The organism is Streptomyces massasporeus, from assembly GCF_014648995.1.
In the GTDB taxonomy this organism is placed as follows: Bacteria; Actinomycetota; Actinomycetes; order Streptomycetales; family Streptomycetaceae; genus Streptomyces; species Streptomyces massasporeus.
In genome coordinates, this window is the sequence record NZ_BMSE01000035.1 from 1 (window position 1) to 17,239 (window position 17,239).

14 protein-coding genes and 4 pseudogenes are annotated in these 17,239 nt (G+C 68.9%); 11 read left to right on the forward strand and 7 right to left on the reverse strand.

Annotated elements, in window-relative coordinates; translation table 11 throughout:
• Nucleotides 1–79: 79 nt before the first annotated feature.
• A complete protein-coding gene (locus IE153_RS39970; protein ID WP_189594581.1) occupies nucleotides 80–271 on the forward strand; it encodes a hypothetical protein in 192 nt (63 codons plus the stop codon).
• 87 nt (nucleotides 272–358) lie between these two features.
• Here IE153_RS39970 and IE153_RS39975 read toward each other — a convergent pair whose 3' ends face one another.
• From IE153_RS39975 to IE153_RS39990, 4 genes and pseudogenes are all read right to left on the reverse strand, one after another.
• Nucleotides 359–841 (reverse strand): hypothetical protein, encoded by a 483-nt coding sequence (locus IE153_RS39975; protein WP_189594582.1) that lies wholly within the window; start codon nucleotides 839–841, stop codon nucleotides 359–361.
• Between the two features lie 372 nt (nucleotides 842–1,213).
• Nucleotides 1,214–1,372: pseudogene (locus IE153_RS39980) on the reverse strand (transposase); the annotation flags it as partial.
• 426 nt (nucleotides 1,373–1,798) lie between these two features.
• A complete protein-coding gene (locus IE153_RS39985) occupies nucleotides 1,799–2,002 on the reverse strand; it encodes a hypothetical protein (protein ID WP_189594583.1) in 204 nt (67 codons plus the stop codon).
• 636 nt (nucleotides 2,003–2,638) lie between these two features.
• On the reverse strand, nucleotides 2,639–3,256 hold the full coding sequence (locus tag IE153_RS39990) for a TetR/AcrR family transcriptional regulator (protein ID WP_229829416.1): 618 nt from the start codon (nucleotides 3,254–3,256) through the stop codon (nucleotides 2,639–2,641).
• Nucleotides 3,257–3,354: 98 nt separating this feature from the next.
• Between IE153_RS39990 and IE153_RS39995 the strand changes: the two genes are divergently transcribed.
• The 5 genes and pseudogenes from IE153_RS39995 (at nucleotide 3,355) to IE153_RS40010 (ending at nucleotide 11,837) form a co-directional block, all read left to right on the forward strand.
• Nucleotides 3,355–4,536, forward strand: a complete 1,182-nt coding sequence (locus tag IE153_RS39995) for a cytochrome P450 (protein WP_189594584.1) — start codon at nucleotides 3,355–3,357, stop codon at nucleotides 4,534–4,536.
• A 151-nt stretch (nucleotides 4,537–4,687) separates the two neighbouring features.
• Nucleotides 4,688–4,955 (forward strand): annotated as a pseudogene (locus IE153_RS42200) (TnsB C-terminal domain-containing protein); the annotation flags it as partial.
• Nucleotides 4,956–5,062: 107 nt separating this feature from the next.
• Nucleotides 5,063–9,337 carry an nSTAND1 domain-containing NTPase gene (locus IE153_RS40000; RefSeq protein ID WP_189594585.1) on the forward strand — a complete coding sequence of 1,425 codons (4,275 nt, stop codon included), beginning with the start codon at nucleotides 5,063–5,065 and terminating at the stop codon, nucleotides 9,335–9,337.
• A 956-nt stretch (nucleotides 9,338–10,293) separates the two neighbouring features.
• The gene (locus IE153_RS40005; protein WP_189594586.1) at nucleotides 10,294–10,644 is read left to right on the forward strand and encodes a YciI family protein; all 351 of its coding nucleotides are present in this window, start codon (nucleotides 10,294–10,296) and stop codon (nucleotides 10,642–10,644) included.
• Complete coding sequence (locus IE153_RS40010; RefSeq protein WP_189594587.1) at nucleotides 10,644–11,837, forward strand: RNA polymerase sigma factor; 1,194 nt, start codon at nucleotides 10,644–10,646, stop codon at nucleotides 11,835–11,837. The genes IE153_RS40005 and IE153_RS40010 overlap by 1 nt, the downstream gene beginning before the upstream one ends.
• Nucleotides 11,838–12,140: 303 nt before the next feature.
• Here IE153_RS40010 and IE153_RS42980 read toward each other — a convergent pair.
• Nucleotides 12,141–12,314 (reverse strand): annotated as a pseudogene (locus IE153_RS42980) (Mu transposase domain-containing protein); the annotation flags it as partial.
• Nucleotides 12,311–12,775 carry a DDE-type integrase/transposase/recombinase gene (locus IE153_RS40015; RefSeq protein WP_189594607.1) on the reverse strand — a complete coding sequence of 155 codons (465 nt, stop codon included), beginning with the start codon at nucleotides 12,773–12,775 and terminating at the stop codon, nucleotides 12,311–12,313. The pseudogene IE153_RS42980 and the gene IE153_RS40015, both read right to left, overlap by 4 nt.
• 152 nt (nucleotides 12,776–12,927) lie before the next feature.
• Here IE153_RS40015 and IE153_RS42205 point away from each other — a divergent pair, with 152 nt between their 5' ends.
• The gene (locus IE153_RS42205; RefSeq protein ID WP_229829417.1) at nucleotides 12,928–13,329 is read left to right on the forward strand and encodes a PASTA domain-containing protein; all 402 of its coding nucleotides are present in this window, start codon (nucleotides 12,928–12,930) and stop codon (nucleotides 13,327–13,329) included.
• Nucleotides 13,330–13,741: 412 nt separating this feature from the next.
• Complete coding sequence (locus tag IE153_RS40025) at nucleotides 13,742–13,903, forward strand: hypothetical protein (protein ID WP_189594588.1); 162 nt, start codon at nucleotides 13,742–13,744, stop codon at nucleotides 13,901–13,903.
• Between the two features lie 237 nt (nucleotides 13,904–14,140).
• Here IE153_RS40025 and IE153_RS40030 read toward each other — a convergent pair whose 3' ends face one another.
• Nucleotides 14,141–14,572: a hypothetical protein gene (locus IE153_RS40030; protein ID WP_189594589.1), complete on the reverse strand. Its 432-nt coding sequence runs from the start codon at nucleotides 14,570–14,572 to the stop codon at nucleotides 14,141–14,143.
• A gap of 841 nt (nucleotides 14,573–15,413) precedes the next feature.
• Here IE153_RS40030 and IE153_RS40035 point away from each other — a divergent pair.
• The 3 genes and pseudogenes from IE153_RS40035 (at nucleotide 15,414) to IE153_RS40045 (ending at nucleotide 17,228) form a co-directional block, all read left to right on the forward strand.
• On the forward strand, nucleotides 15,414–15,767 hold the full coding sequence (locus IE153_RS40035; RefSeq protein WP_189594590.1) for a NucA/NucB deoxyribonuclease domain-containing protein: 354 nt from the start codon (nucleotides 15,414–15,416) through the stop codon (nucleotides 15,765–15,767).
• Nucleotides 15,768–15,801: 34 nt separating this feature from the next.
• Nucleotides 15,802–16,305: a hypothetical protein gene (locus IE153_RS42210; protein WP_229829418.1), complete on the forward strand. Its 504-nt coding sequence runs from the start codon at nucleotides 15,802–15,804 to the stop codon at nucleotides 16,303–16,305.
• A gap of 107 nt (nucleotides 16,306–16,412) precedes the next feature.
• Nucleotides 16,413–17,228 (forward strand): annotated as a pseudogene (locus IE153_RS40045) (IS5 family transposase).
• Nucleotides 17,229–17,239: the final 11 nt, after the last annotated feature.

The following is a 17,239-nucleotide window of genomic DNA, read 5'->3' on the forward strand; positions in this document are numbered from 1 at the left end:
CATGGTCACCCTCGCCTGCCTACTGCTCTGGCTGCCCTGACTTTGCGGACACGACCTAGGGGCAGTCGTGTGCATCCCCATGACGTTTCTCGCTTACCGGGGGCTCACCAAACTTCGCGAGGCCAACGACCTGCTGGTCCAGGCAGTCGTCACCGAGCTCGTGAAGTCGACCGGGTTCGAGGAATACGTCGATGCTCTTGACTCGAACCGGCGCGAGGCCGCCCCCGGTTATCAGAAGCCCCGCCGGTGGCGGGCGCTCAGGCCGACCTGATCGACGCCCTGCCGGCGTACCGGGCAGGGCGCATCCCGGTTGCCGCGTTCGCGCACCAGCTGCGTGCCCACAGGTGGGCGGCCTGCTTCAGGCCGGGCGTTCGGTGGTGAGGGTGATGCGGCCGTCTGTCCAGGTGGGTAGGCACCGGGCGAGTTTCTTCAGTGACGGGCCCCGTACGTGGTGCAGATGTACCACGAGTCTCGTGCCGAACAGCGCCTGGAAGTGGGTTCCGAGGCCCCGTCCGGTGCCGGTGAACATTTCGTCGGCCGGGACGTCGGGCTGTGGTGGTTCGTCGATCCGGTACACGCACAGGGCCTGTCGGCCCGGGACCGGTCCGGGGAGAACGGCGACTGCTCGGATCGCCGGCCAGCCCAGTTTGATCACGGGGACGGATCCGAATGCCTGGTGGTACGCGACTCCTTCGGGATGGAAACGGACAGCCGGGTCGTCGGGGCGGGCAGGTGTGGGCCCGCCCGTGTATGCGCGGATCGTGGTCAGCAGCGTGCTTCCGGGCCGGTAGAAGAGTGACTGCCGGTAGAGCTTTCGGTAGTGCGAGGACTCGTGACCCACCTCGCGGCTCCTTCACAGGCTCGTTCGAAGGGCTGATAGTCGCATCAACTGCTCGCTGGGGGTACGTGCTGGAAACGGGTCGCTTGTGATCCCGCTCCAGCGGCAAGCGTCCCGCAGGACATCTACCAGCCCCGGCACCCCGCGGCCTTCATTCTGCCCGCCCCCGACGACCCCAGCGGCGCAACGGCCGGCCTCCGCTGCTCTGGCCCCCTTGATGGTGCTCGACCAGGCCCGGGTCCGGCCACGGGCGCACTCCGGTTGTCGTGTCCGCGCACCAGTAGCTCGACCAGGCTGCGCTGACAGACGACGGCTGCCGAAGACAAGGGCGGCACGCCCCGCACATGGGAGGGGCCGGCGCCGCCGGGCCCCGTCGGGAAGGTCCCGCCAGGGCGAGTTGGAGCGGTACTTCCACGCGACGACCTCCAGCGTGCGGCGGTGGTCGGCCCACCGCCGACCGCGGACTGGATCCGCCGGCATCAGCGGCTCGATCCGGTCCCACAGCGCATCGGTGATCACTAATCGGACGGACATATCCGATCAACTGGCCAGCCCATCAAAGAGACACCCTTTGAAGGGTGTTGCAGAAGGTCGGGCTCGGGCAGGCCGGAGTTGTGCTTGACCCGCTGTTTCACCCAGCCAGGGCGAGGTTGTGCATGGTGGCGACGGCTTGGACGGCGTGGTGGAGGCCCCGCAGATAACACTCGCCCCACCGCCGCTGATCCCGCCGCGGAAACGACCCGAACACATCGGCAACGAACTCCGCCAACTCGCCCCGGAGCCGTTCCACTTCGCCCAACCTCACTTCGGGAAGCTGCCCTCAACCAGTCGAGATCACTCAACGTAACGAAGCCTACTAGGCCGTGTCCGGCGGATCACGAGCGGGCGAGGTGGGCTTTCGGAGTGTGAACACGCGTGAGTCCCGGGAGGTCTGCTCTCTCCCGGGACTGCCGCGACACCTTACGGGGTGACGATGACGGAGTTGAACGGGGTGAGGTCGACGTCCGTCCAGGAACCTTCATAGAAGGTCCAGTCGCAGTCTTCGCCGTTCGAGCCCCGGCACAGCAGGAACTTCCAGTCGTCCGTCTGGTTGTTGAACACGGTGTGGACGCCAACCTGGTTGTAGAGCTTGTGAACCCCTCGGGACCAGTACTGGTTGGTCACGCCACCGCTGCTGTTGGGTCCCCCGTAGATGCACGCGGCACCGGACGGACAGCCAGCGGGGGCCGCCGAGGCCGGCGACGCCGACAGTGCTCCCGTACCGAGCGCCAACAACGCGGTTGCGGCTACCGCTGCGACCCTTCTCCGGATCGGCGTACGCGTCATGCATGCCCCCTCAATCGTTGTGGAACGGACGACGTGCGGCAGAAACAGCCCAGAGCTTTCGCCGAGTCAGCACCTCAAACCGTAGACCGCGCCAGTGACGTCGCATCCCTGACAGATGTCAGGGTGTGCCCGCCGCACGGGAGGCTGCACCGGCGGGCTTTGTGTGAGGGCGACCACCAGCCCCGCCGGAAGATCCTGGGCAGCAGACCGTCCAAATTTGGCTATCCGCTAGGCCGTCCGGCGGAGCACGAGTGGGCGAGGTGGGCTTTCGGAGCGTGATCCGCCGGACACGGCCTAGTAGTGCTTCGTTACGTTGAGTGATCTCGACTGGTTGTGGGCTACCGGCTCGCCAGCACCCGGGCCGCCCGGGCGCAGAGTGCAGTCTCAGGCTGACCCGTCCGAGCCCCAAAAACCGGCCAGAGACTGCGTTCACCGCTACCCATGCCACGACCGAGTGCGGGTGCGCTGAACACGCTAAGCCGGGCGGGGGAGCGAGTTGAGGCCGTCGATCGCGATGTCGGTGGCCCTTTGAACGGCTTTGTAGGTCTGCTCCGGCCGGTTGCCCCGCTTTTGGCATGCGGCGACGACGACCTTGATCGCCCCGACCAGCGAGCCCACCGCCGCGGCGGCCTCGACGAGGTCCAGCTCGGGGCAAGCGAGGTGGAGCGCTTCGGTCAGCTGCAGCTGGATGTCGAACAGCAGGTGCAATTCGCGCGCCTGAAGTGCCGGGACCGACGCAATCAGCCGGGTCCGAGCCGGGCCGACCTTCCGCGCCAACTCCGAGTCCGTGTCCGCGAAAACACTCTGGTCGATGACGCGCCGCAGCAGGTCGGTCACCGGTTCGCCGGGCTGCCGTTCTCCGATGATCTCGACCGCGCGCTCCAGCCGCGACCTGTCGTCGAAGAAGACGATGTCGTCCTTGCTGTCGAAGTAGCTGAAAAAGGTCCGTGTCGCGACGTCTGCGGTGGCCGCGATCTCCGCCACGGTTGTCTGGTCGTAACCCTTCTCTGCGAACAATCGCAGGGCGCCTTCGATGAGCGCTTGCCTCGTGCGCATCTTCTTCCGCTGGCGCAGCCCTGGGTCGCTGGTCACGACAGCACCCTACCGCATGTGATGCATTTTTGCATTCAATGACGTTTTGCATCGAGTGCTGTTTTATCGGGAGGTCCGTACCGACCGAGGAGCGGCCGATGGAGAGCACATCCCCGGCAATGGTCATGCCCACGGCACGCCAGAACCCCTTCGACCCGCCCGAGGAACTGCGCCGCCGGCAGGGGCTCGGCCCAATCCATCGGATGACCTACGTCGACGGCGGTCAGGGGTGGTTGGTGACCGGCAATGCCGCAGCGCGGGCGATCCTGGCAGATCCCCGATTCAGCGTCCGCCCGGACCACATGCGCTCACCGGTTGCCCAGCCGGCAAGGACGCCCGTGCCGCCGGGATTCTTCCTCCGCATGGACCCGCCCGAGCACGACCACTATCGGCGGTTGCTCACCGGTGACTTCACGGTGCGCCGGATGAAGCTCCTCGAACCGGAGATCGAAGCGATCGTCAATGACCAGTTGAACGCGATGGAGCTCGCCGGGGGCCCGGCCGACCTGTTCAAGGCATTCGCGCTGCCGATCCCGTCACAAGTGATCGGCGAACTGCTCGGGGTGCCCTACTCCGACAGGCAGGGGTTCCAGCGGAACGCCGCCACGCTCTTGAACATCGACCGCACAGCGGAACACCGGCAACAGGCGGTCAGGGAGCTCATGGCATATCTGCGGGACCTGCTGCGCCACAAGCGTTCCTGGCCAGAGGAGGATGTGCTCAGTGGGCTCGCTGCGCACGAGGGACTTAGTGCGGACGAGAGAGCCGGACTGGCGCTCCTGCTCCTGATCGCCGGGCATGAGACAACGACGAACATGCTCGCGCTGGGCGCTTTCGCTCTGCTGGCCACCCCCGCACAGTTAGCCGAGGTCCGCGACAAGGAGGAAGGCGCCCCTGCGGTGGTCGAGGAGCTGCTGCGTTACCTCACGATCATCCAGCACGTGGTCCGCGTCGCGCTCGAGGACATCGAGCTCCACGGCTGCCTGATCAAGGCTGGCGAGTCCGTCACCGTCGCACTTTCCGCGGCGAACCGGGACGCTGACCATTTCGCCGCCCCGGACGCGCTTGACCTCACCCGCTCCACGGCCGGACACCTCGCGTTCGGTCACGGCCTCCACCAGTGCCTCGGGCAGCGGCTGGCCCGCGCCGAAATGCGCATCGCCCTCCCCGCACTGCTTCGCCGCTTCCCGGCACTACGTCTCACTGTCGCGCCCGAGGAAGTGCCACTGCGGTCGGCCATGACGGTCTACGGCGTCCATGAACTTCCGGTCACCTGGTAGGCAGATCAAGGTCGAGAAGAACGACGTGTGCTCGGCGCCTTGCAGCGCGACGTCTGTGAGTTCGAGCAACGCCCCTTCACTGCCCCAGAATCCCCGACTCAGGTCACTAGCTCTTCCGGCAGGACTCGATGCGTTTCTCCACGTCTACGCGACGAACGCGATCACCGGTGTCGCGGTCACGCCGGGGGATCCGTCGCGGGAGTCGGTGCTGGCCGCGCTGCGTTCCGAGGTCGTGCGTGAGCACCCCTACGGCCCGTTCGGTGGTCTGCCCGAGAAAGTGCGGGTCGACCGTGGCAAGGACTTCCTGTCCCGGACGGTGACCGCAGCGGTTCGATCCCCTGGATGTGACGGTGGAGGACCTGCCTGCCTACACCCCCCACCTCAAGGGCACCGTGGTGAGGCATCGTCGGGCGGGGGAGGGTGTGGGGGCGCTCGGTGGTTGCCGGGCGCCCTTGATCCGAGTGCCGCAAGGGGCGGACGATGCTTCTCCATGGCGCCTGTGCGCCACTGGGTGAGGGGGAGATGCATGGCCGTCGGACGGGGGAGCGATGTCCTGGAGGCGTCGCAGGTGCGGATCCACTCGGCCGCCGGCGGGATCGTGGGGGCGGGATTCCTCATCGCCGCCGACGTGGTGTGCACCTGCGCCCATGTCGTGGCCCGGGCCGTCCGGGTGCCGGACAACGGGGAGCGGGCGCCCGACCGGCCGGTGGACCTCGACTTCCCGCTGCTGGACGGCCGTCCCCGGGCCCGGGCGTCCGTGGTGTCCTGGCGGCACGGCGGGGCGGACGTCGCGCTGCTGCGGCTGGACGCGCCCGTGACGGGGGCTCACCCGGCGTCGCTCGTCGACGGCACCGGCTTGTGGGGGCACACCTTCCGGGTGCTGGGCTATCCGGTCGGCGCCGACCACGGCAAGTGGGCTTCGGGCACACTGCGGGCCGGGCAGGGCCTGGGCTGGACCCAGATGGAGGCGCACGAGCCGGGGCCGGTGATCGCCGAGGGGTTCAGCGGAGCCCCGGTCTGGGATGACGTCCAGGACGGTGTCGTCGGCATGACGGTCGCGGCGGACCGGGGCGACCGCACCGCATATGTACTGCCTTCGGCCGACCTGGTCGAGGAGGGGATCGTGCCGCTGCGCTGCCCGTATCGCGGGCTCGCGCCCTTCACGGAGGACGACGCCGAGTTCTTCCACGGCCGGGACGAGGACACGGCCCGGGTGCGTGCCGCCGTGCGCGGACGGCCGGTGACGCTGGTGGCGGGGCCGTCGGGGTGCGGCAAGTCCTCCCTCGTACGGGCAGGCGTGCTGCCCGGGTTACGGGACGACGGCATGAGCGTGTCCGAGCTGCGGCCGGTGCCGGGGGTACGGGCGTCCGCGGTGGTCGCCCGGGCGCTGATCGGCGTCCTGGAGCCGCGGCTCGGCGAGGTCGACCGGCTCGTCAAGGCGGAGGAACTGGCCGGAGCGATGGAGACCGGCGCCGACGTGCCCACGGAGGTGCGCGCCAGGGTCCTCGCCCACGGGGGAAGCGCCGGGCACGTCCTCTTCGTCGACCAGCTGGAGGAGTACGCGGGTGCCGAACCGGAGGCCGCCCGTGGCCTGTTGGGCCTGCTCGCCGCCCTGGCGGGCGGACAGGGCGGTGCGGTGCTGCGGGTGGTCGCCACCGCGCGGCCCGACTCCCTCGACACGCTGGTGACGACCGGCACCTCCGACCTGCTCAGCGACGCGGTGCAGTTCCTCGCCCCGCTGGCCGACGAGGACCTGGAGCGTGCGGTGACGGCACCGGTCGATGCCGTACCGGGGCTCTGGTTCGAACCTGGGCTGCCCGAGCGGATCGTCGCCGACGCCGGCGCGGAGCCCGGGCGGATGCCGCTGGTCCAGTTCGCCCTGACCGAGCTGTGGCACCGCCGCACCCGGTCGATGCTCACCCACTCCGCCTACGACGAACTCGGCGGTGTGGCAGGCGCTCTCGTCACGTACGCGGACCACGCCCTGACCGAGCTGACCGGAGCCCGCCAGGAGCGCGCGCGGCGCCTGTTCGTGCAGCTGGCCCGGCCCGCGGACGGCGACACCTTCACCCGCAGGCCCATCCGCACGAGCGACCTGGCGCCCGAACTCCTCGCCCTGGCACGGGAGCTGGCCCCCGGCAAACTGGTCGTCCTCTCCCGCGCACCCGGAGGTGCCGAGTGCGACGAGATCGTGGACCTCGCGCACGAGGCGCTCACCAGGCTCTGGCCGCGCCTGAGGGAATGGCTCGTCGCGTCCCGGGACTTCCGCCGCTGGCAGGAACAGCTGCGGGCCGACCTGTACCGGTGGCAGACCCAGAACCGGGAGCCTGCCCGGTTGCTGAGCGGATCCGACCTGGCGGAGGCCGCCCGCGCACTGGCCGAGCACCCCGTGGACATCTCCGCCGCCGAGCGCGCCTACATTCTGCTCAGCAGCCGCCACGCCCGGCGCGGCACCCGCCTGCGGCGGATCGCCGTCGGAGCGCTGGCCGTCCTCACGGTGCTCGCCATCGTCCTGGCGATCTCCACCTGGCACAGCCTCAGGGTCGCCGAGCAGCAACTGCGCACCCAGGCGGCCGGCCTGCTCGCCCAGCTTTCCGGGGACCGCCCGGCCACCGACCCCACCACCGCGCTGCAACTCGCCCTGGCCGCGTGGCGGACCGACCGGACCCCGCAGACCCGGCAGGCCCTGCTGCAGCAGTACGCGCGAGGGCAGTACCTGGTCGGCAGCCACCCGTCGGTGTGGCGGGGACGGGTCACCGGCATGGACGCCACCCCGGACGGCCGTGTCCTCGTCGTGCAGTCGAAGCCTGGGGGCGGCGACCGGCCGACGATGACCGTGGTCACCGGGGCGCTCCAGGGCAAGCCGAGGGCAAGGGGGCACCTGACCGGTGTCCCGGAGGGAAAGCTGCTGACCGCCCTGAGCCCCGACGGCCGCCACTTCGCCGCGGCGACAGCCGGTGAGGAGGTGCGGCTGTGGCGGCTGAGCGACCCCAGGCATCCCGTCACCCTGGAGCCCGGCGGCCACGAACTCCCCGTGGACGCCGGTGGCGCCCTGGACTTCAGCAGCGACGGCACACGGCTGCTGCGCACGACGGACGACAACGGCATCCCGTGCGCAAACGGCGACCGGCGCTGCGTCCCCGCCTTCATCGAGGCCTGGCACGTCCCCTCCGGCACCCGCATCCCCTTGCCGGAGGGCCTGCTTCCCGAGACCGGCCTGAACGAGGCCGCGTTCACCTCCGACGCGGAGACCCTCGCGACCATCAGCTACACCCACGACGAGCTGCGCCAGCGCATCGAGGTCCGCGACCTCACCACCGGCCGCCTCCGGCACGCCTCTACCACCGGGGACCTGGGCGGCGCTCTGCTGCGGGACGGCGGTGAGCTCCTGATCAGGGCGAAGATCGGGGAACCGTACGCGCAGCGACTCAACCGGACACCCGGCCGCAGGACCGCACTACCCGGCGACGTCGGCACGGTGGACGCGACGGCGCGGTACGGCGTCGACCTCGGGGCGGACAACGCCGAGGCCGGTTACGCCGAGGCGACGCTGACCGACCTGCGCACCGGCCGGTCCTACCGCACCCGCGTGCCGACCGGGGGCCAGGTCGCGTCCTACAGCGGCGTCGCGGCCTTTCCGCGCACCGAAGGCGGACTGACCGTCCTCGTGCCCGTCGGCACGGCACTGATGGCCGTACGCGCGGAACCGGCCGGCGGCGCACGGTTTTTGGAGGACACAGGGAAGCACAGCGTGTCGCCCGACGGACGCTACATCGCCCTGACCACCGGCCGGCGCCTGGAGGTCCTCGACGCCTCCCGCGCCCGGCACCGGGCGGTGTCCTTGCCGCCTTCTCCCGAGGGCGTGGACTGGTTGCCTCTGTGGACGGCCGACTCGCAGCGGATCGTGGTGTGGGGCGAGGAAGGCAACCTGCAGGGGTCCTATCCCGTGCGAGACCTGAGCGACGGTGTGCCGCTCGATGACGTCCTGCCGAAGGCGAAGGCACTGGACCGGGTCAGGGCCATGCGGGGCGGCGAGGTGGACGCGGTCGCCGCGCTGCAGGGCAGCGAGATCGCTCTGCTGACCGTGGAGGGCAGACTCATCCGCGTCGACGCGGCGGACGGCACCGTACTCACGCGGCCCTTCCTCATCCACCCGGCGCCCAACTGGAGCGGCGGCGGCTTCGACAGGGAGATCCTCGCGCGCGGCCAGCTCGTGGGCCGCCCGGGCCACCCCGGCCAGGTCGCCGCGATCACCCGGACGGGCACCCTGACCGGCGAGATCCTGCTGTGGGACGTCACCGTTCCCCGGCGTATCACCCGGCTGCCGAGCCGGGCCGTCAGTGTGCCGTTCAGCACCTCGCACGTCACCGGACCGCTCGCCTTCGACGCGGACGGCTCACGCCTGGCCGTGCAGAACACCGACGGACAGGTCCGGGTCTGGGACGTCGACCGCCGCAGGGCCCTGCCCGGCGCCGCGCCCGCCACGGGCAACGACGCCCTGATCGGGTTCGGTCCGGGGCACAGCGTCGTGACGTCGGTGTTCGGCAAGGACGTGGTCCGGATCCACGACCTGACGGACGACGAGGCCTCCGGCACGCTGCCCGTCGCCCACGGTGACTGGGTGGCCGGCTACGTACGCAACCACCGCCTGACCGTCGACACCGGCACCCTGCGCCAGACCTTCGACCTGCGCCCCGACGAGCAGTTCCGCACGCTGTGCGCCGCCGCCGGGCGTGACTACACCGACGCCGAGAGACGGCTGCTGCCCGAGGGGACGCCGGCGGAACTGCCGTGTGGCTGACACCGGCCCGGGCACTCAGGCGCCCGGCTACGGATTCTGAAGGTCCCTAGCTGCAAGGGGTCCTGACGGTACGTCTGATACAACGTGCCAGTTCCCCTCACGCTGGTCGCCCAACATCACACAGGAAGCAGCGTTCCAAGTGAGCACGCCCCCTTGGAGCCAAGAGCCACAGCAAGTGCTGATGAGCGGTCAGCGGTACGCGGGGCGGCTGCCCTCCGCCGGCCACCAAGACGCCCGCAGCAGCTGGGCCACCCGTAGGCTGATCAGTGACCGCCTGCCGCACTCCTGGCACCGGCCCAAGTCCGCGCAGAGCATCCGCGACGCCCAGGCCGACGTCCTCAACCACCTGCCAGATCTGGCAGGTGCAACGCCCAGGACGCGGGGAGACGCTCCACGAAGTCCTGCTGCCCGTCGGCCGGCAGTTCCTCGAGGATGTCCCAGACCTGGTAGGGGCGGACTGCTTCGGAGTCGGCGATTCTGACGGCACCCTCCAGTCGGGCGGCCGCAAGGAGCGGCCCGTGCTCGACCTGGTCGGTGAGCCCGTCGAGGAGGGGCCCGTTTCAACGGCTTGGCGAGTGCCTTGGCGATAACAGGACTGCCCAGGAGGTTTTCCAGCGACGACGTCAGGGCCAGGCCGATGCTCCGCCGGGCATACCTTGGGGGAAACGCGGCGGCTGCCTGCTTTCATGCGCCATCCGCGGCGTCGTAGTCCTGAACGATCGTTTCGGCCAAGAGGGGGGCGAGTGGGCCGGCCGCGAATTCAGGCGCCTGGTCGCGCACCGTGTCCGCGGGCAAGCCGATGCTCTCAAACGTGATCGCGTGGGTTCCTGTGGTGGCCAGGAAACGGAGGAGTTCGTCGTCGCTGACGTTGCGATGTCGTCGTGTGGAGTGTCGATCCGGAGGGTTCGCGTTCGTGTAGTAGGTGAGAGAACCCCCGTGACACCAAGGAGGTCGTGATGCAGCACTACCTGCTCAGCGTGATCCAGCCGGCCGGCGGTGAGCCGCCCCCGCCCGACGAGCTCGCCGAGATCATGCGCCGGGTCGAGGCCTTCAACCAGGAACTGCGCGATGCCGGGGCCTGGGTCTTCGCCGGCGGGCTGCACGGCCCGGAGACGGCCACCGTGCTGCGCCCCACGGACGGCGACGTGCTCATCACGGACGGGCCGTACGCCGAGGGCAAGGAGTATCTGGGCGGCCTGTGCCTCATCCAGGCCCCCGATCTGGACGTGGCGCTGGAGTGGGGCAGGAAGGCCGCCCTGGCCATCACCCTCCCCATCGAGGTGCGCCCCTTCGCGGCCACGCACTGATGCCCGAGCCCATCGACATCGCGGCCGTTTTCCGCGCGGAGTACGGCCGCGCCGTCGCCGTCCTCGTCCGCTTCCTCGGCGACATCGACCTCGCCGAGGAAGCGGTCCAGGACGCCTTCACCACGGCCGTGCGGCGCTGGCCGGAGACCGGCGTGCCGCCGAGCCCGGCCGGCTGGATCATCACCACCGCCCGCAACCGGGCGATCGACCGGCTGCGCCGGGAGTCGAGCCGCGACGCCCGGCACGCCGAGGCCGCCCGGCTGTACGCGCCGGACACGCCGGCGGAGGAGGGCCCCGTGCACGACGACCGGCTCCGGCTGATCTTCACCTGCTGCCACCCCGCGCTCGCCCCGCAGGCGCGGGTCGCCCTGACCCTGCGCCTGCTCGGCGGGCTCAGCACGGCCCAGATCGCCCGCGCCTTCCTGGTGCCCGAGCCCACCATGGCCCAACGCCTGGTCCGGGCCAAGGCCAAGATCCGGGGCACCCGGATCCCGTACCGCGTGCCGCGCGACGCGGACCTCCCCGATCGGCTGGCGGGCGTCCTGGCCGTCGTCTACCTGATCTTCAACGAGGGCTACACCGGTGGTCCCGAGCTGTGCGGCGAAGCCGTACGCCTCGGTCGGCTCCTCGTCGACCTCATGCCTGACGAACCCGAGGTCACCGGCCTGCTCGCGCTGATGCTGCTGACCGAGTCGCGGCGGGCCGCTCGGGTGGACACGCACGGTGCGTTGGTGCCGTTGCCGGAGCAGGACCGTGGCCGCTGGGACCGGGAGCTGATCGCCGAAGGGCAGGACCTCGTCCGCCGCTGCCTGCGCCGCAACCAGGCCGGGCCCTACCAGATCCAGGCCGCGATCAACGCCGTGCACAGCGACGCACCGACCGCGCAGACCACGGACTGGGGCCAGATCCTCCGGCTCTACGACCAGCTCATGGCCCTCGCGCCCAGCCCGGTCGTCGCCCTCAACCGTGCCGTCGCGGTCGCTGAGGTCCAGGGCCCGAGGCCGGCCCTTGACCTGCTGGACAGCCTTGGCCTCGACGGCTACCACGTCTTCCACGCGGTCCGCGCCGACCTGCTGCGCCGCCTTGGCCGCAACACCGAGGCCGTACGGGACTACGAGGCAGCCCTCGCGCTGACCGAGAGCGCGGCCGAACGCGCCTTCCTCGAGCGACGCGCCCGGTCGCTCACACGCTGAGCGCTTCCCGCGCCGACCGACTGGGTTCGGCCGTAGCGGCCTCGGCCCGGCGGCTATAGGTACCGATGTACGCAGAATCGTTCCGCTATATTGCTCACGCACCGAAAAGAGGTGGAACCACCGAGAGCGCGGCAGGCCATCGCCGACCTCGGGCGCCTGACTGCGGCACCAGACCGGCGTCCGCATCTGGAAGGCGTTCTTCTCCGGCGGATAGTCGCTCTTGTCCGTGCGTTTACCCTGGTCAAGTGCGGTGTGCGTCTTGACGAGCTGGCCGTCGTGGAAGACCTGGACCATCGTGGCGGTCGAGCGGACGTCGACCTTGCGGCCGATCAGCTTCCACGGCACCGAATAGAGGGTGCGGCCCACCTTGATGTGGATGTCCGGACCCACCGTGGCCGTCGACCAGCGGGCCAGCACAAACGGATTCGGCGGCAAGGGCAGCAGTTCGGCCGCCTCCAGTGCCTCGAACACGGTCATCGGGGCGGCGCCGCCCAGCGGTCGGCACTTCCCGCCGCCCGGCAACCCGCTGACTCCACGTCACGGCCTCGGCCTGCATGTGCTCGATCGAAGTGAACTCCTGGCCCCCGCCAGAAGGAGTCGCGGACATAGGGCATCGGCCGCTCGACCCGCGGCTTGTCCTTCGGCTTCGCCGCCCGCACCAGATCAACCAACGCACCGTAATAGGGGGCCAGTTCGCCATGAGCTTTGTTGATCTTCGGGTCGTAGAGGTCGGGCTTGTCGACCCCGGTCTTGAGGTTGTCCGGGACGAATCGGCGCGGGACGCCGCCAAAGTAACGGAAGACTGCGACGTGCGCTTCCGTCCATGCGTGTATGACCTCTTCTGCGGTCGCGAGGGTACCGAAGTGAACTTCGGCGTATGCGTGGAAGGCCTCCTGGTGCACCAGGTAGACGGCCTCGAAGTCGAGGTCCAGCGTCACGTACAGGGACTGGGCCAGACCTAGACCGTGCTCCTGCGAGGAGCAGTCCTGAGCGTCTTCGTCACCCGATGGAGCGAATTCCCCCCATCCTTCGCAACCGCCCGCCACCTTCCCGAGTCAACACCCACACCACGAACACCCCTGGGGAGACGATGAAGATCCGCACCGCCGCAACCGCGCTCACCGCCGTCACTCTGCTGACGCTCACTGCATGCGACAGCTCCGACAGCAACAGCCCCAGCAAGCCAGAGACAGCGAGTCAAGACACCAGCGAGAAACCGAACGCAGACACTGAAACAAGCTCCAGCGAGACCGACGCTGCTCCGGACACCGCGGAACTCCCCGACTTCACCGGCGAGAATCTCCAGGCCGCCCAAGACGCCGCCCAGGCTGCGGGCTTCTACAACCTCGACGACCAGGACGCGAGCGGCCAGGACCGCCTGCAAGTCTTCGACCGCAACTGGGTCGTGTGCAGTCAGGAGCCCTCACCGGGTACGCATCCCACGGACACGCGGGTGATTCTCTATGCGGTGAAGGACGGCGAGAGCTGCTGACCCGCCAAGAGCGGCAGCGAAGCCTGGTCGGCCAGTACGTTGAGGGCTTACGCCGGGTGGCGCCCGGTATCAGGCCCCCCGCGGAACGCTGGGGCCTTCGCAGTTCCCGCGCCTGTCACGTGCCAGTGCCGGTATGATCCTCACGCAACGCGCCACTGGGGTCTCAACGCGCTGCACGGTCACCGCCATCACAGCTGCTCTGCTAATGGCACTGACCGCCTGCGAGGTCGGCGACGACAACAAGCCGGCCGCGGCCAAGCCGAGCGCAAGCCCCAGCGTGGACAGGGCCGGACACTTTATCGGCGCATAGCAGGACCTGGAGTTCACGACTATGCGTCCCTCGAACGATGAACTGCTGGCGTTCCCGCCGAGGTGCTGCAAGGAGCTCGATGTAGGCCACAGTGTGGCGTCCATGTTCGACATGCAGGGCGGCCCGGACCTCTACCCGTGCGCGGAGGGCCGAGAGATGAAGAAGAACGGCGCCAACGAGCTGCTCGCGGCTGGCGTGAAGACGTACTGTCCCAAGCACCTGGACACGATGACGGAGGAGTTGCGGGCGTCCGGCGAATTCTGACCTGGCGTGTGCTGCCAGCGCGTGACCAGTAGCCCTCACGTCCGTCGGAACGGCGTGGACGTGCGACTTGGGGTCGAGAGTGGCCCGGCCGACGGCGATGAAGTGACCGTGCATAGCAGGGAGCTCGGCAGGCCGGCCGGATGGAACTGCTCGGCGACACCTACGTGCTGCGGATATCTGCGACTCTCTCCGGCTGAGTCGGCCCGGCGCCGCGCGGTGCGGCGCCGGGCCGGGCGGTCAGGTGACGTCGACGTAGTCGCCGGCTGCGATGGCCGCGGGGGTGGTGGAGGTGCCGGCGAAGCGGTAGCGGTAGTAGCCGTCGGCGGTGGCTGTGACGGTGGTGCTCAGCTTGCCGGTGCTGCTGGTGGTGAGGCTCTTGAGCGTGGTGTAGGTGCTTGAGTTCTTGGGCCGGTACTGCAGTTTGACGCTCTGGCCGCCGTAGCCGCCCCAGGTGTGGGTGGTCCAGTTCGCGCGGGTGAGCGCGCCGGTGACGGTGATCTTCTTGCCCCTCTTGACTGGCTCGGGGGAGGCGTTCACGGTGAGCTTCGAGGCGCGCTGCACCTTGGTGGTGGCGTAGTCGTAGACGGCGGTTTGTGCGCGGTCCTTGCCGGTTGCGAAGGCGGCGATGCGCCAGGTGCCGGCGTGGGCGTTGGCCACCACGTTGGTCATTTCGCGAGTGTCAGCCTTGACCTGGAAGTTCATGGTGCAGGTGGCCGTTGTGCCACTGGTGGTGCACTTGGGGAGGTCGTGGGACATGGCCGCGTCAGCGCTGTCGTAATCGGCGCCGTGCCACAGGTTGACCGCGGCCGTGGAGACCCCGCCGGGGTGGCTGGCGGTGATCTGAGCGCTGAACTTGGTGCGGTCGTCGGCACGGGTACTGCAGGTGGCATGACGGGTGCCCGTATCGGCTGCGGAGTGGGCTTCTTCGTAGCGACCCTGCCTGGCTGCGGGGCGGGTGCCGTTGCAGGTACCGCGATTGGAGGCACTGCAGGAGTCATCGGCGGGATCGTGGCCGTAGTCAAGTTGAGGAACTAGGCATGGAGCGCAACTCATGCAGAACTGGTCCCCTAGCCGCCCATTGCGATGGCTCATGGTGGGCTACTCAGTAGTGATGGTCACCCTTCTTATCCTGGCCTTTGCGTTGGGGGAGAGAAGAATGGCCATGCTTTGTCTGATAGGGGCGGCTCCTGGCATAGCAGCCTGCGCCTACGTTGCTCGTAGGCGCTAAACCGAGCGGGACACCAGTAGGGGGTCATCCAGCTTGATGGGTCCTCCTACTGGCCCGCCCAGCCCCGTTCCCTCAAGCCCACCGCTGTTGCGGACCACCGTGTGAGCGGGACCGCGGGCGGCCAGATCGGCGTTGATCCGCTTCAACGACCGGCCCGGTCGGCAAGCGCGGCGCCGAACTGCTCTACCGCGTCGGCGACCTCAAGAAGTGGGCCCGTAACCGGCCCCGCGCCGCCTCCGGGGCCACCGACCTCGACTGATCACCCCGGCCTGCCCGGCGGCCGTGAACCGGGACCTGTCCGGTCCAGCCGACACGATCCCCCAGCCCTGGAGAACAACCAAGAACCTTCCCGGCAAGCACGGCACCACCCGCTACCTGACCCGGCTGACGGACAAGGAGAAGAAGAAGGCGAACAACCGCAAAGCCTGCCCGTCGAGCCTGGAGCGTCCGCCGGGCAAGCAGTGTGACGAGTACCCTTTCCAGTCGACCTGGCAGGGTGCCGCGACCGGAAGCGGGGACTTCAGCCGGCGGGTGATCGACAAGGATCAGAACAGGCTGGGCGGAGGGGCCCTGAAGAACCTCTACTTGTTCAACCGCATCGTCGAAAAGGACCGGTTCCTGGTGTGGATCAAGTAGGGGCCCAGCCGTGCAGCGGAAAGGAAGCCAGCAGATGAGCCGTCAGGTCGCTTACGGCCGCGGTCTCGTGCCGGTCGCATACCACCAGTTCCTCATCAGTGACGAGGACGGACCGGCCGCTGCGGACCTGCCCGCTGTCCACAACGGCCTCCTCGAGGTCACCGACGGTGAAATCGCGGTGCTTACCGGCGTCAGTAACGGCGACGTCGACGTCACGGTCACCCTTCACGCGACAGAGCCTGTCCTCGGCGACGAAGACTGGCAGGAGATCGTCGAGATCTCCGCGCACTCTGCTTCGGGCGAGCTCATGGTCCGCGCCATGATGGACGACCTGGACGAAGAACTCCCCGTCCTGTCCTTCAACGGCCCAGGCGACTACCGGATACGCGTTCACGCTCGCGGCCGTGACACCGCTGTCGACGTGACGCCTGAACAGGTCACCGAGTGGTACCTCGTTCAAGCCTGGCCTGCTTCCTCGCAGGATGTGACGGTGCTGCGCCAGCGCGACTCATATGGAGCGTCACACCGCGCGCGCTGACCCACAGCTCAGTTGATTGTCTGCCCGCCCATCGCTCGCCGGCGAGCGATGGGCGGGCAGACATGCTAAGACTGCGTCCTACGTGGTGAGGTGTCGTTGACTCGTCTATGAGGCGGGGTACGTGGAGTTGGATTGTCCCGGACGGGCTGTGGGAGATCGCGAAGCCGCTGATCCCACCGTCGAGGGTGCGGCCGCAGGGCGGCGGAACGCAGGACACACCTGATGAGACGCTGTTCGCGGCCATCATCTACTTCCTGGTCAGCGGCTGCGCATGGCGCCAACTACGCCGTGCTTCGGCATATCGAAGTCGATTGCGCACCGCCGGTTCTTGATCTGGTCCAGAGCCGGCGTCTGGGGCCGCCTGCACGAAGCCGTGCTGCACCGACTCGATGACGCCGGCCTCATCGGCGTCACCCGCGTCGTCCTGGACACCGCCCACGTCCGCGCTAAAAGGGGGCGAACACACAGGTCCGAGCCCCGTGGACCGCGGCAAGCCGGGTTCCAAGATGCACATCTTGTCGGACGCGAACGGACTGCCCCTGGTCGTAGGCATCTCGGCCGGCAACACCCACGACAGCGAAGGCCTGAAGCCCATGATCAAGGGTCCCCAAACGAGACACGACCCTCGCAACGGCAGGTACTTCAAGCCCCAACGCCTTCACGCGGACAAAGCCTACGACCGCCCCGACCTGCGCAGATGGCTCAGATGGAAACGGATCGGAGTACGCATCGCCCGCAAAGGGATCGAATCCAGCCAACGATTAGGACGCCGACGCCGGGTCATCGAGCGGACCATGTCCTGGCTGTCCGGCTACCGCAGACTCAGCCCACGCTACGAACGCCATCCCCACAACTACCTGGCCTTCCTCGGGCTCGCCGCCGCCATCTGCTGCTACAAGCGACTCGTCCGCCTCACCACGTAGGACACGGTCTT

Excerpts from the sequence above, each read along its gene's own strand:
- IE153_RS40030 (WP_189594589.1), bottom strand. The coding sequence starts at position 14,572 with ATGACCAACGTGGTGGCCAACGCCCACGCCGGCACCTGGCGCATCGCC.
- IE153_RS42205 (WP_229829417.1), top strand. The coding sequence starts at position 12,928 with ATGAAGATCCGCACCGCCGCAACCGCGCTCACCGCCGTCACTCTGCTG.
- IE153_RS40005 (WP_189594586.1), top strand. The coding sequence starts at position 10,294 with ATGCAGCACTACCTGCTCAGCGTGATCCAGCCGGCCGGCGGTGAGCCG.
- IE153_RS40025 (WP_189594588.1), top strand. The coding sequence starts at position 13,742 with ATGTTCGACATGCAGGGCGGCCCGGACCTCTACCCGTGCGCGGAGGGC.
- IE153_RS40010 (WP_189594587.1), top strand. The coding sequence starts at position 10,644 with ATGCCCGAGCCCATCGACATCGCGGCCGTTTTCCGCGCGGAGTACGGC.
- IE153_RS40000 (WP_189594585.1), top strand. The coding sequence starts at position 5,063 with ATGGCCGTCGGACGGGGGAGCGATGTCCTGGAGGCGTCGCAGGTGCGG.
- IE153_RS42210 (WP_229829418.1), top strand. The coding sequence starts at position 15,802 with ATGAGCCGTCAGGTCGCTTACGGCCGCGGTCTCGTGCCGGTCGCATAC.
- IE153_RS39970 (WP_189594581.1), top strand. The coding sequence starts at position 80 with ATGACGTTTCTCGCTTACCGGGGGCTCACCAAACTTCGCGAGGCCAAC.
- IE153_RS39995 (WP_189594584.1), top strand. The coding sequence starts at position 3,355 with ATGGAGAGCACATCCCCGGCAATGGTCATGCCCACGGCACGCCAGAAC.